Origin of the sequence: Streptomyces sp. NPDC058221, from assembly GCF_042882365.1 — a bacterium.
GTDB lineage: Bacteria > Actinomycetota > Actinomycetes > Streptomycetales > Streptomycetaceae > Streptomyces.
The window spans coordinates 1-12,403 of the sequence record NZ_JBHVWF010000126.1 but is presented as its reverse complement, the minus strand read 5'-3'; the positions used below and the strand labels follow the sequence as shown (position 1 = coordinate 12,403).

At 72.0% G+C, this 12,403-nt stretch carries 10 protein-coding genes and 2 pseudogenes; 3 read left to right on the top strand and 9 right to left on the bottom strand.

The window, feature by feature from the left end; all coding sequences use genetic code 11:
- Nucleotides 1–98 precede the first annotated feature (98 nt).
- Nucleotides 99–1,508: a type I glutamate--ammonia ligase gene (gene glnA / locus ACFVW8_RS30310; protein ID WP_389695572.1), complete on the bottom strand. Its 1,410-nt coding sequence runs from the start codon at nucleotides 1,506–1,508 to the stop codon at nucleotides 99–101.
- A gap of 276 nt (nucleotides 1,509–1,784) precedes the next feature.
- Here glnA and ACFVW8_RS30305 point away from each other — a divergent pair, with 276 nt between their 5' ends.
- Nucleotides 1,785–2,252: an RDD family protein gene (locus tag ACFVW8_RS30305; RefSeq protein WP_389695570.1), complete on the top strand. Its 468-nt coding sequence runs from the start codon at nucleotides 1,785–1,787 to the stop codon at nucleotides 2,250–2,252.
- A 184-nt stretch (nucleotides 2,253–2,436) separates the two neighbouring features.
- Here the strand turns inward: ACFVW8_RS30305 and ACFVW8_RS30300 are convergent, their stop codons facing one another.
- The 4 genes from ACFVW8_RS30300 to lipB form a co-directional block, all read right to left on the bottom strand.
- The gene (locus ACFVW8_RS30300; RefSeq protein ID WP_389695568.1) at nucleotides 2,437–3,147 is read right to left on the bottom strand and encodes a DUF4191 domain-containing protein; all 711 of its coding nucleotides are present in this window, start codon (nucleotides 3,145–3,147) and stop codon (nucleotides 2,437–2,439) included.
- 19 nt (nucleotides 3,148–3,166) lie between these two features.
- Nucleotides 3,167–3,367, bottom strand: coding sequence for a hypothetical protein (locus tag ACFVW8_RS30295; RefSeq protein ID WP_389695566.1), 201 nt, complete (start codon nucleotides 3,365–3,367; stop codon nucleotides 3,167–3,169).
- A gap of 338 nt (nucleotides 3,368–3,705) precedes the next feature.
- Complete coding sequence (gene lipA / locus ACFVW8_RS30290; RefSeq protein WP_389695564.1) at nucleotides 3,706–4,671, bottom strand: lipoyl synthase; 966 nt, start codon at nucleotides 4,669–4,671, stop codon at nucleotides 3,706–3,708.
- 132 nt (nucleotides 4,672–4,803) lie between these two features.
- On the bottom strand, nucleotides 4,804–5,616 hold the full coding sequence (lipB, locus tag ACFVW8_RS30285; protein WP_389695563.1) for a lipoyl(octanoyl) transferase LipB: 813 nt from the start codon (nucleotides 5,614–5,616) through the stop codon (nucleotides 4,804–4,806).
- Between the two features lie 309 nt (nucleotides 5,617–5,925).
- Here lipB and ACFVW8_RS30280 point away from each other — a divergent pair, with 309 nt between their 5' ends.
- Nucleotides 5,926–7,680, top strand: coding sequence for a regulator (locus ACFVW8_RS30280; RefSeq protein WP_389695561.1), 1,755 nt, complete (start codon nucleotides 5,926–5,928; stop codon nucleotides 7,678–7,680).
- A 35-nt stretch (nucleotides 7,681–7,715) separates the two neighbouring features.
- On the opposite strand, the gene ACFVW8_RS30275 is transcribed toward ACFVW8_RS30280, so the two are convergent.
- Nucleotides 7,716–9,068 carry an NAD(P)/FAD-dependent oxidoreductase gene (locus ACFVW8_RS30275; protein WP_389695559.1) on the bottom strand — a complete coding sequence of 451 codons (1,353 nt, stop codon included), beginning with the start codon at nucleotides 9,066–9,068 and terminating at the stop codon, nucleotides 7,716–7,718.
- 212 nt (nucleotides 9,069–9,280) lie between these two features.
- The gene (locus tag ACFVW8_RS30270) at nucleotides 9,281–10,180 is read right to left on the bottom strand and encodes a TIGR01777 family oxidoreductase (protein WP_389695557.1); all 900 of its coding nucleotides are present in this window, start codon (nucleotides 10,178–10,180) and stop codon (nucleotides 9,281–9,283) included.
- A gap of 54 nt (nucleotides 10,181–10,234) precedes the next feature.
- Here ACFVW8_RS30270 and ACFVW8_RS30265 point away from each other — a divergent pair, with 54 nt between their 5' ends.
- Nucleotides 10,235–10,762, top strand: a complete 528-nt coding sequence (locus ACFVW8_RS30265) for a GNAT family N-acetyltransferase (RefSeq protein WP_389695555.1) — start codon at nucleotides 10,235–10,237, stop codon at nucleotides 10,760–10,762.
- A 105-nt stretch (nucleotides 10,763–10,867) separates the two neighbouring features.
- Here ACFVW8_RS30265 and ACFVW8_RS30260 read toward each other — a convergent pair.
- Nucleotides 10,868–11,377: pseudogene (locus tag ACFVW8_RS30260) on the bottom strand (DUF4240 domain-containing protein); the annotation flags it as partial.
- 84 nt (nucleotides 11,378–11,461) lie between these two features.
- Nucleotides 11,462–12,403: pseudogene (locus ACFVW8_RS30255) on the bottom strand (helix-turn-helix transcriptional regulator); the annotation flags it as partial.

Here is a 12,403-nt window from a genome sequence, read left to right as displayed (position 1 = left end):
CGCGCGGCCCCGGGGCCCGGCACCGGGGGGTGGGGTGCTTCCCTGATGACCAGGGAAGCAGCCCTCACCGATAATCCTTACGCACGCGACCCCGAGATTTAGAGGTCGAAGTACAGCTCGAACTCGTGCGGGTGCGGCCGCAGCTGGATCGGGGCGATCTCGTTCGTGCGCTTGAAGTCGATCCACGTCTCGATCAGGTCCGGCGTGAAGACGCCGCCCGCCAGGAGGTACTCGTGGTCCGCCTCAAGGGCTTCGAGGACGGCCGGGAGGGACGTCGGGACCTGCTGGACGTTGGCGTGCTCCTCGGGAGCCAGCTCGTAGAGGTCCTTGTCGATCGGCTCCGGCGGCTCGATCTTGTTCTTCACGCCGTCCAGGCCGGCCATCAGGAGGGCCGAGAAGGCGAGGTACGGGTTGGACGAAGGGTCCGGGGCGCGGAACTCGACGCGCTTGGCCTTCGGGTTGGAGCCCGTGATCGGGATGCGCATCGCGGCGGAGCGGTTGCGCTGCGAGTACACCATGTTGACCGGGGCCTCGAAGCCGGGGACCAGACGGTGGTAGGAGTTCACCGTCGGGTTGGTGAACGCCAGCAGCGACGGGGCGTGCTTCAGGATGCCGCCGATGTAGTAGCGCGCGATGTCCGAGAGGCCCGCGTAGCCCTGCTCGTCGTAGAACAGCGGGTCGCCGCCGGCCCACAGGGACTGGTGGACGTGCATGCCCGAGCCGTTGTCGCCGAAGATCGGCTTCGGCATGAAGGTCGCGGTCTTGCCGTTGCGCCAGGCGACGTTCTTCACGATGTACTTGAAGAGCATCAGGTCGTCGGCCGCGGCGAGCAGCGTGTTGAACTTGTAGTTGATCTCCGCCTGTCCGGCGGTACCGACCTCGTGGTGCTGGCGCTCGACCTGGAGGCCGTTCTTGTCCAGCTCCAGGGAGATCTCGGCACGCAGGTCGGCGAAGTGGTCCACCGGCGGGGTCGGGAAGTAACCGCCCTTGTAGCGGACCTTGTAGCCGCGGTTGTTGTCCTCCGACCCGGTGTTCCAGGCGCCGGCCTCGGAGTCGATGTGGTAGAAGCTCTCGTTCGCCGACGTCTGGAAGCGGACGTTGTCGAAGACGTAGAACTCGGCCTCGGGGCCGAAGAACGCGGTGTCCGCGATGCCGGTGGAGGCCAGGTACGCCTCGGCCTTCTTGGCCACGTTCCGCGGGTCACGGCTGTACTGCTCGCCGGTGATCGGGTCGTGGATGAAGAAGTTGATGTTGACGGTCTTGTCGCGGCGGAAGGGGTCGACGCGGGCGGTCGACAGGTCCGCTCGGAGCGCCATGTCGGACTCGTGGATGGCCTGGAAACCGCGGATCGACGAGCCGTCGAAGGCGAGCTCCTCGGTCGGGTCGAAGACCGCCGCCGGGATGGTGAAGTGCTGCATCACACCGGGCAGGTCGCAGAACCGGACGTCGATGAACTTGACGTCTTCGTCGGCGATGTACTTCTTCACGTCGTCGGCGTTCTGGAACATCCAACTCCTCCTACTCCCGGCCCGGGCGGGACGGGGTTGCAGCTCGTTGTGCGGCCAGTGCGGTGGCACACGCTGGACCCGACCATAGGCAGACCGGATTTCTCAAGCATGACCCATTTGTTTCGCAGAAGTTAACCGGGCCGGGTGTGAGCGGCGCCTCGTGGCCGTGCGGCGGCCGGTTCCGGGCGGGTTCCGGGCCGGTTTCCGGGCGGTGTCGGAAGGCGGTGGCGGCACCCGCCCGGCCGGGGGTGCGGGCCCGCGCAGTACCGTGGTCGGGTGGACAACAGGCAAGCAATCGGATCGTGGCTCTCCGGGCCGCGTGCGGCCGCCGAGGAGATGGGCGCCGACTTCGGGTACCGGGGCAAGCGGCTCGGACTTCCCGAGCAGGGGCCGGGGGCCATGGCGCCGCTCGGCCGCCGTTTCGGCGCGATCTTCATCGACTGGGCCCTGTGCATGCTGATCGCATACGGGCTGTTCGCTCGCGGTGACCAGCAGGCGGCCGGTAACTGGGCGCTCGGGATCTTCCTCGTGCTGAGCCTGCTCACCGTGGGCACCATCGGCTGCACGCCGGGCAAGCGCGTCCTGGGCATCAGGGTCGTCGCCGAGGTGGGCGGCCGGCTGGGCCTGGGGAGGGTGCTGGTGCGCAGCGTGCTGCTGTGCCTGGTGATCCCCGCACTCGTCTGGGACCGCGACGGCCGGGGCCTGCACGACCGGCTGGCCCGCGCCGTCCAGATCCGCATCTGAGCCGCGGTCGACCGGCCGGCCCACGGCCGCCGGTCCCGGCGTCCGGCAGCTGAGACACAGGCTCGGGACGGCAGCGGCACGGGCTGTGCGCAGGGCCGGACGGCATATGGACCTACGAAGAGGGCGGGTCACGAACCAGTGGTTCGTGACCCGCCCTCTTCGTATGCCCGTCCCGCTCCGTACGTCAGCGCATCTTTCCGCCGCGCGGCATCCGCATACCCTTCGGCATCGGGCCCTTCGGCAGCGGCATGTTGCTCATCAGGTCGCCCATCGCGCGCAGCCGGTCGTTGGCGGCCGTCACCTGGGGGCCGGTCAGTACGCGCGGCAGCTTCAGCATCTTGGTGCGCACCTTCTTGAGCGGCACCTGGCCCTCGTCGTTGCCGACGATGATGTCGTGCACGGGTACGTCGACCACGATGCGGGCCATCTTCTTCTTCTCGGCCGCGAGCAGCGTCTTCACCCGGTTCGGGTTGCCCTCGCCCACCAGCACGATGCCCGCCTTGCCCACGGCACGGTGGACGACGTCCTGGTTGCGGTTCATCGCGACCGCCGGCGTCGTGGACCAGCCGCGGCCCACCCGGTCCAGTACCGCCGCCGCAGCGCCCGGCTGGCCCTCCATCTGCCCGAAGGCGGCCCGCTCGGCACGCCGTCCGAAGACGATCGCCATCGCGAGGAGGGCGAGCACGAAGCCCAGGATGCCCACGTAGATCGGGTGGTTGATCAAGAAACCGATCGCGAGGAGGACACCGAAGGTGACGATTCCCACACCCGCGACGACAAGACCGATCTTGGTGTCGGTCCGCCTGGTCATCTTGTAGGTCAGGGCGATCTGCTTGAGCCGCCCCGCGTTCTCGGCGCTGTCCGCGCCTTCAGTGGTTTTTGCCTTCCTCGCCATACGAGGAAGTTTACGTGGCCTAGGAACGGTGCTCGGCCACGGCCTCCAGTACGTACTCCGACTCGACCCGGTCCTTGGCCCGGCGGCGGTCCTCCAGGACGGCCGTCCAGGCGTTGCGGCGGGCGGTGCGCTGGCCGCTGCTCAGCAGCAGCGACTCGACGGCGCGGAGGGCGGTGGTGACGGACGGAATGGCGGTGGCGCGTACCGGCACGGCCTGCATCGTGGAAGTCCCCTCGGAACGGATGCGCGGACTGAGTGGTGCTCAGTGAGCGGAGTGTGTTGCGCGGACTGGATACGTGACGGGGTCGGCAGCGGCCGGAGAGCCACTGCGCTGCGTGCATCCAGGGTCACTGCTTGGTGTTACCAGCGCATGACCGGTCGGTCAAACACCAATGAAACCCTGATGTGGGCGGCGCGCACGTCGGCGCGGCCCATACGCGCCTCCGACCTGCGAGGAGCGCACGGGCCGCGCCGAACCAGCCATTACTGTTCAGTAGCCTCTTGTGCTCGGTTTCACACGGCTGCCGTTCGCGCAGCCGCCGTTCGCACGTGCGTCGTTCACGCGGTCGGCGCGGCAGCGGCGGCGCCGCGCCGCTCGATCGCCTGCTGGAAGAGCCGGCCCGCGCGGTACGAGGAACGGACCAGCGGCCCGGACATCACGCCGGAGTAGCCGATCGCGTCGGCCTCGTCCTTGAGCTCCACGAACTCGTGCGGCTTCACCCAGCGCTCGACCGGGTGGTGGCGCGGGGTCGGCCGCAGGTACTGCGTGATCGTGATGAGCTCGCAACCCGCGTCGTGCAGGTCCCGGAGCGCCTGGCTGACTTCCTCGCGGGTCTCGCCCATGCCGAGGATCAGGTTGGACTTGGTCACCAGACCGGCCTCGCGGGCCCGGGTGATGACCTCCAGGGAACGCTCGTACCGGAAGCCGGGACGGATCCGCTTGAAGATCCGCGGCACCGTCTCCACGTTGTGGCCCAGCACCTCGGGGCGCGAGGCGAAGACCTCGGCGAGCTGCTCGGGCTCGGCGTTGAAGTCGGGGATCAGCAGCTCGACCTTGGTCTGGCCGGCTGCGCGCTCGGCCGTCTGCGCGTGGATCTGGCGCACGGTCTCCGCGTACAGCCAGGCACCGCCGTCCTCCAGGTCGTCGCGGGCGACGCCGGTGATGGTGGCGTAGTTCAGGTCCATCGTGACGACGGACTCGCCGACGCGACGGGGCTCGTCCCGGTCCAGCGCCTGCGGCTTGCCCGTGTCGATCTGGCAGAAGTCACAGCGCCGGGTGCACTGGTCGCCGCCGATGAGGAACGTGGCCTCGCGGTCCTCCCAGCACTCGAAGATGTTGGGGCAGCCCGCCTCCTGGCACACCGTGTGCAGACCCTCGCTCTTCACGAGCTTCTGCAACTGGTTGTACTCGGGGCCCATCTTCGCCCGGGTTTTGATCCACTCGGGCTTGCGCTCGATGGGGGTCTGGCTGTTCCGGACCTCAAGGCGCAGCATCTTGCGCCCGTCGGGTGCGACAGCGGACACTCCGGCACTCCCCTTTGCTCTCGCTGCATTGGATTCTTCGGCGAACACCAGGGTACGCCCGTAGTTCATACGGCTTTACGTCTGGCCAACCTGTGGCCGACAGGGCCTATTCCCGGAGCGGTACTCCGAGTGTCATGCCGTGGCCACGGCATCGGCTGTGCGCTCGATCGTGCGCGGGGCGAGTTCGGCGTTCTCCAGGATGTCCCTGAGGTGCTTCTCGACGACCGGGAGCACGTCCGCGATCGTGAGGTCGCGGCCCAGCTCGTACGCCAGTGAGGTGACGCCCGCGTCCCGGATGCCGCACGGCACGATCCGGTCGAACGAGGTGTTGTCCGGGTTCACGTTGAGGGAGAAGCCGTGCATCGTGACGCCCTTGGCCACCCGGATGCCGATCGCGGCCAGCTTGCGGTCCTCGCGGCGCTGGCCGGCGTTGGACGGGGCGTACTCGGGGCCGTTCAGCCGGGCGTCGAACTCCTCGTCCTGGAGCCGCGGGTCGAAGTCGAGGGAGAGACCGCCGATCGCCGGACGCTGCTCGACCGGGTCGCCGAGCACCCAGACGCCGCTGCGGCCCTCGACCCGGCTGGCCTCCACACCGAACTCGGCCGCCGTGCGGATCAGCGCCTCCTCCAGACGTCGCACATGTGCGACGACGTCCACCGGGCGCGGCAGTTTCTGGATCGGATAGCCGATCAGCTGGCCCGGTCCGTGCCAGGTGATCTTGCCGCCGCGGTCCACGTCGATGACCGGAGTGCCGTCCAGGGGGCGCTCGCTGTCGACGGTGCGCCGGCCCGCTGTGTAGACGGACGGGTGCTCCAGCAGCAGACAGGTGTCGGGGACGGTGTCCTCGAACCGCGCCGCGTGCACCTCGCGCTGCTTCCGCCAGGCCTCCCGGTAGTCGACGGCTTCCTCGCCGAATCCCAGACGGACGAACCGAAGCTCAGTCACGGCAGCAGCCTTTCTCCTTGCGGGGCCGGGTCCGGGGGAGTGTCCCCGGCGTCACGGCACCATGCACCGAATCGCGCCACCCGCAACTGTACGACCGCACGCCGGTCCGCGGTCCGGCAGGTCGTTCCCGTCAGCGCCTTCCCAATCCTCACACGATCGGATGAATGTGAAGCCAACGTGACCGGGGCTGCCCCGGAGGCCGCTAAATTCGCGCCGTTCCCTAGGCCGTTCCCCGCGACTCAGCAGGGATCCCAGAGCAGGCCCTAGGGGCTGCCCGCCCGGCCCCGAAGGCAGGAGACCGTACAGCTGATGTCGGAACGACCTCCGCAGCGCACGCCCAACCGCCGACTTGCCTCGCTCATCACCGAAGCCGGATTCTCCAACGCCGGCCTTGCCCGCCGGGTGGACCAGCTGGGTCTCGAACACGGCCTCGACCTGCGGTACGACAAGACCTCCGTGACCCGCTGGCTGCGCGGACAGCAGCCGCGGGGGACCACCCCGGCGCTGATCGCCGAGGTGTTCACCCGGCGGCTCGGGCGCAGGTTCTCGGCGCAGGACCTGGGGCTGGACGCCTGCGCCCCGGTCTATGCCGGCCTGGAGTTCGCGGCCACCCCCGCCGAGGCGGTCGACATCGTCAGCGGGCTCTGGCGGAAGGACTCCGGCAGCCATACGGAGCTGCGGAAGATCGCCTTCACCCCGGCCGGGCTGGTCGTCCCCAGCCGGGACTGGCTGATCGGACGGGCGGACGAGTGGGTGGGCCGTGGCGGCGAGCCCGGGGCGGTCGCGGGTGCGGCAGGCGGGCCGGTCAGAGCGGGCGGCGGTGTTCCCGTCGCCGGAACGGCAGGCAGGACGCACGGCGTGCAGACGGTCGGCGGGCCACGCGGGGCGCCGGGGCAGAGCGGCGGGACGTACGGCCCCGGAGCGAACGGGCAGACCGGGAGCCCCGGCCTGCTTCCGCCCGGCGGACCAGGCGGCCCGGCCGGGCTCGGCGCGGTGCCGGAGCAGGGCGGCGCCGCAGGGCCGGGCGGACGGCCCGGGCCCCGGGGGCCCGCGCCGTCCCGGCACCCGGGCTCGCCCGTCCCTCCCGGCCTTCCGGGTCCCACCGCGCTGCCGGTGGCACCGGGCGTGCCCCGGCAGCGGCAGACCGAACGGGGCTCCGGCCAGAAGGTCGGCAGCGGCGACGTCGCCGCTCTGCGCTCGGTCGCCGAGCTCTTCCGCACCCTCGACAACACCTACGGCGGAGGTCACGCCCGGCAGGCACTGGTGCGGTACCTGGAGCACGAGGCGGAACCGATGCTGCGCGGCGCGTACGGCGAGGCCACCGGCCGCCGGCTGTTCGCCGCCGCCGCAGATCTGACCCGCCTCGCGGGCTGGACCTCGTACGACATCGCCGCACACGGACTCGCCCAGCGGTACTTCGTCCAGGCGTTACGGCTCGCCCAGGCCGCCGGGGACCGGGCCTACGGCAGCTATGTCCTGATCACCATGAGCCGGCAGGCCGTCTACCTCGGGCACGGCAGGGAAGCGGTGCAGCTGGCGCGGGTCGCCCAGCAGGGCATCGGCTCGGCGGCGCCGAACGCCGTCCTGGCCCTGCTGCACGCGGTCGAGGCACGCGGTCACGGCGTCCTCGGGGAGGCCAAGGCCTGCGCGGCCTCGCTGGCGCGGGCGGAGCGCGCGCTGGAGGTCTCCCGGCCCGGGGACGACGTGCCGCACTGGGCGCGCTACTTCGACGAGGCCCAGCTCGCCGACGAGTTCGGCCACTGCCACCGGGACCTTCAGCAGTACCGGGCCGCCGCGCAGCACGCGGAGCGCTCGCTGCAGCTGCGCGCTCCCGCGTACGCCCGCAGCCGGCTGTTCTGCCGGGTGGTGCTGGCCTCCGCCCGGCTCGGGCTCGGCGATCTGGACCAGGCCTGCCGGCTCGGCGCGGAGGCCGCCCAGCAGGCCGCCGAGATGCGGTCGGTGCGCGCCACGGAGTACGTACGGGACTTCGAGCGGCGGCTCGAACCGTTCCGGGACGCCGCCGCCGTACGCGGGTACCGCGAACGGGTTGCCGCACTGGGGTGAGCCCGGCCTGCCCGCCCCGACCCGCCGGGCAGGCCCTACGCGGCTTCGGGGAGCGCGGCGGCGCTTCCGTGCCCCGGCGGCCGTACGCCCAGGTCGGTGAGAATCGCATCGGCGGCGCGGCGGGCCGAGAACAGGGCACCCTGCACCGTGCTCGTGTCGCGGTGGTCGCCGCACACGTACAGGCCGGCGAGCAGCCGGACCGGCCGGTGCGGGTCGTGCGGGGCCTCCATCGCGGGCACCGCCTCCGGGTCGTGGTGGACGGCCAGCAGCTCCCAGTCGTCCGTGGGCGTGCCGTGGAGCGCGGCGAGATGAGCGCGCACCGTGCGGTCCAGATCGGGCGGCGGGGTACCGAGCACCGTCGAGCTGACCAGGGTCCGGCCGTGCGGGGCGCGCGCCGGGTCGACTTCGCTCATCACGGCCGTGTGCGCGACCGGGCCCGAGCGGTCGGCGTCCAGCACCAGTGACGCGCCGGTCGGCGGGGGAGCGGGGGCGGTGTGGTGCAGCACCGTCACAGGGCGGAAGGACGGCACCCGCAGGCCGGGCAGCAGCTCGGCGGCGGCGCCCGCCCCGGTGGCCAGCAGCAGGGAGCGGCAGCCCAGTTCGCCGTGTTCCTTGGTGCGTACCGAGGTGATGTCGGCGGCCGTGACATGGACGCCCGTCCGCAGGGTGCCCGGCGGCAGCGCCGCCGCCAGCAGTTCGGGCAGCGTCCCCGAACCTCCCGACGGTACGCAGAGCCTGCCGCTCGCGTAGCTGCGCAGGGCAAGATCCGCGCACCGGCTGGACGTGGTGAGTCCGGGGTCGCTGAGCAGAGCGGTGAGCAGCGGGCGGACGAAGCCGTTGAGCGTACGGGAGGACAGTCCGCGGCGGGACAGGGCGTCGAGCGCGGTCCGTTCGGGCCGGGCCAGGACGCGGGAGCGGGGGGTGGCGGCGAGGCGGGAGAGGGCGGCGCCGAGCCTGGCCTGGTCGATCGCGCCGCCCATCACCCCGGTGAGGGTGGTGCTGAGCGGCGCTCCGGGGACACTCGCGAGGGCCCGCGCCGCCTTGAGCGCACCCCGGGCATTGCGCGCGCCCCGGGCGCCCCGGACCTCCCCGGTCCGGTAGCGGCGGCCCCCGCTGTGGACGAGCACGCCGGGGGCGAAGTTCCGCAGGACGAGTCCGTCGAGCCCCGGCGACGCGAACAGCTCCCGGTACGAGGTGCTGAGGAGCGGCCCGATCCGGTCGAGCCGGAAGCCGTCCACCTCCTCGGTCGTCATCCGGCCGCCGACCCTGGGGTCGGCCTCCAGGACGCTGACACTCACCCCCGCGCTGGTCAGCCGGTGGGCCGCTGACAGGCCGGCGATCCCGGCCCCGATGATGACGACGTCCGCGTGGTGTGCCGTGCTGAGCACGTGCCCTCCCCGAGTCGGCGCAACTGGTGGGAGGCTCTTGCCCTCAACAGGCCACCGGAATGCGCGAGTTCGCCTTGAGGCTAGGAGTGCGGCCGGATATCGGCGCAGTCGCGCGGACCGGGGCACCGGTGCACGGGGTCGCACGCCCGTCTCCATGCACCGACGGGCTGGAAGCTCCCGGGGCCCGGGAGCGTACTCGGGGCGGGGCCGGATCAGCGCAGTGCGGCGCGGATGGCCGCGTCGATCCCGGGAAAGGCGAACGCGAAACCCGAGCCCATCAGCCGCGCCGGCAGCACCCGCTGACTGCCCAGCACATCCTCGGCGAAGTCGCCCAGGGCGATCCGCAGCGCAGGCGCGGGAGCGGTGAAGAGGGTCGGCCGGTGCAGCACCCGCCCCATCGCCGCCGTGACCTCGCCATTGGTGACGGGATCGGGGCCGGTCAGATTCACCGCCCCGGAGAGCTCCGGGGTGTCGAGGACGTGCCGCAGGGCCGCGATGTGGTCGTGCAGCGCGATGAAGCTCCAGTACTGCCGCCCGTTGCCCAGCCGCCCGCCCAGCCCTGCGCGGAAGAGCGGGAAGAGCCGGCCCCAGGCCCCGCCCTGCCGGGCGACGACCAGCCCGGTGCGGGCGTGCACGGTCCGGACCCCGGCCTCCTCCGCGGCGGCCGTGGCCTCCTCCCACTCCACGCACACCGACGGCAGGAACCCGTCGCCGGGCGGCGCGCCCTCGTCGACCGGCCGGTCCCCGGTGTCGCCGTAGTAGCCGATCGCGGACCCGGCCAGCAGCACCTTCGGCGGGGTGTCGAGCGAGGCGACGGCCTCCGCGACCGCGGCGGTGCCCAGCACCCGGCTCTCCCGGATCTCGCGCTTGTACGCCTCGGTCCAGCGGTGGTCGCCCACCCCGGCCCCGGCGAGATGGACGACGGCGTCGCAGCCCACGAGCCCGGCCACGTCGACGTAACTGCGCTTGGGGTCCCACTCCACCTCGTCGCCGGACCTGGCCGGGTGCCGGACCAGCCGGACCACCTCGTGCCCGTCGGTCCGCAGCGAGCGGACCAGGGCCGCTCCGATGAGTCCGGTCGATCCGCTGACGGCAATACGAGAGTGCGGCATGGGCCCATCCTGCCGCACGAACCGGGCGTGGGAGGGCGTGGCACAGTGGCGCGCATGTCCGAGACCCATACGCACCCGGCCCACTCCGTCCGTCCCTCGGTCCTCTCCGACGGCACCGCTCTCGGCGAGATCGACCGTGCCACCTGGTCGACGCTGCACGCCGTTTCGCCGAGGCCGCAGCCGCCGTACGCGCCCTTCTTCGACGCCAACCACCGGCCGGAGGACTTTTTGGTGGCCGAGACGGCGGACCCGGCCGGCGAGGTGCTGCTCGCCGGATACATAAGGCTGGTCCCGCCGACCCCGCTGGCCTGCAACACGCACGTACGCCAGATACAGGGCCTGGCCGTGGCCGACCGGGCCCGCGGCCGGGGGATCGGCAGGGACCTGCTGCGAGGGGCGATGGCGGCCGCCCGGAGCCAGGGGGCGAACCGGATGACTCTGCGGGTGCTCGGGCACAACGCGCCGGCGCGGGCGCTGTACGCCTCGGAGGGGTTCGTCGTCGAGGGGGTGCTGCCCGGTGAGTTCTTCCTGGGCGGGCGATACGTCGACGACGTGCTGATGGGCCGCTCGCTCGCCCCGTGAGCCGGGCCCGAGGATCGCCGGCTGAAGGGCTGAAGGGCTGAAGGGCTGAAGGGCTGAAGGGCCGAAGAGCCACGTTCCGCCGGTGAGGAGCCGTACCGGTACGGCTCAGACGCTGCCGAACCGCTCCTGGAGCAACGGGAAGCGCTCGGCCAGGGCCGCGTCGTCCTCGAAGCTGAACGGGGTGCCTTCCGGCTCGGCGGGCTGGGGCGGCAGCCCGAGGTCCGGCGTGACCACCCCGGTGAGCTGCTCGTACGCCTCGTCCGCGGCGTAGCCCAGCTCCTCCGCGTCCCCGTCCAGCTCCCCGTCGAAGTCCTCGAGGAGCTCGGCGAGGCTGTCCGGATCGTGCACGGCGCCCTCGAAGACCTCCCGGCCCTGGCCGATCAGCCAGCAGCGGAAGTAGTCGAAGGCGTCGTCGCTCGCGCCGCCGAGCAGCACGGCGGCGGCGCCCCACAGATCCCAGCGGTACGCGCGGTTGTAGCGGGCCTCGAAGTGCCGGGCGAAGTCCAGCACGGAATCGGGATCGAGCTGCACCAGCCGCTCGACCAGCAGGTCGGCGTGGTCCTCGGGGTCGCCGTCGGCGGCCTCGCGGGTGCTGTCGATGAGCTCCCAGAATTCCGTCTCGTCCATCACGGGTCCAGCATCTGCCTTGGCGGCGGGCCACGCACGCGGAGACACCGAATCGAAGCCTTGCAGGGGACACCGGTAGAGCGCGTGCAGACGTCTCGCGGCGGCGGCGAAGCGGGTCCGCAGCGCGGGCGGCTCCAGGACCTCCAACTCCGTTCCCAGGGAGAGCAGCTGGCTGTACGCCACGTCCAGGGACTCGACCGGCAGAGTGACCGTGACCCATCCGTCGGCGTCCGGCGGTCCTGCCGCGTCAAGGGCTTCCCGGGCGGCGACGCGGTCCACGGTGTGCGGCAGCCGGGCGGCCGCCGCGGGTGAGAGGCGCAGTGTGACCTCGGCACGCAGGATCGAGCGGGCGAACTGCGCCGCGCGCTCGGTCCAGAAGCCCGGCAGGTCGAAGCCCTCGTCCCGGACGAACCGGGTGTCCGTCACGGTGACAGCCGTGAACCGGCCGACCCGGTAGACCCGGAAGTCGTCCCCCGCGCGGGCGCAGAGATACCAGACCCCGGCTTTCAGGACGAGCCCGTACGGTGCCAGCTCGCGTTCCGTCCCGGTCTCCCGGCCCGGCCGGGGATAGTGGGCCAGGACCGTCCGGTCGGCCCAGACGGCCTCGGCGATCACGGGCAGCAGTTCGGGGACGGCCGGCTCCTGGTACCAGCCGGGCGCATCCAGGTGGAAGCGCCGGGTGACGCCGGTGGAGGCGTCCCGCAGGGAGGGGAGGAGGGCTGCCGACACCTTCAGCCGGGCGGCGGACGCGGCGTCCTCCAAACCCATCTCGCGCAGGGCGGAGGGCAGCCCGGAGAGGAAGAGCGCTTCGGCCTCGTCACGGGCGAGACCGGTGAGCCGGGTGCGGTACCCGCCGACGAGCCGGTACCCGCCCGCCCGCCCCCGATCCGCGTAGACCGGGACCCCGGCCTCGGAGAGCGCCTGGGCGTCCCGGGTGACGGTCCGCTCCGACACCTCCAGCTCCTGGGCGAGCTCACCGGCGGTCATGGCGGGGCGGGACTGCAGGAGCAGCAC

What these genes read in the sequence shown, in the direction of transcription:
- glnA (WP_389695572.1), bottom strand. Translation starts at nt 1,508, where the DNA reads ATGTTCCAGAACGCCGACGACGTGAAGAAGTACATCGCCGACGAAGAC.
- ACFVW8_RS30270 (WP_389695557.1), bottom strand. Translation starts at nt 10,180, where the DNA reads ATGCCGCACTCTCGTATTGCCGTCAGCGGATCGACCGGACTCATCGGA.
- ACFVW8_RS30265 (WP_389695555.1), top strand. Translation starts at nt 10,235, where the DNA reads ATGTCCGAGACCCATACGCACCCGGCCCACTCCGTCCGTCCCTCGGTC.
- ACFVW8_RS30280 (WP_389695561.1), top strand. Translation starts at nt 5,926, where the DNA reads ATGTCGGAACGACCTCCGCAGCGCACGCCCAACCGCCGACTTGCCTCG.
- ACFVW8_RS30295 (WP_389695566.1), bottom strand. Translation starts at nt 3,367, where the DNA reads ATGCAGGCCGTGCCGGTACGCGCCACCGCCATTCCGTCCGTCACCACC.
- ACFVW8_RS30300 (WP_389695568.1), bottom strand. Translation starts at nt 3,147, where the DNA reads ATGGCGAGGAAGGCAAAAACCACTGAAGGCGCGGACAGCGCCGAGAAC.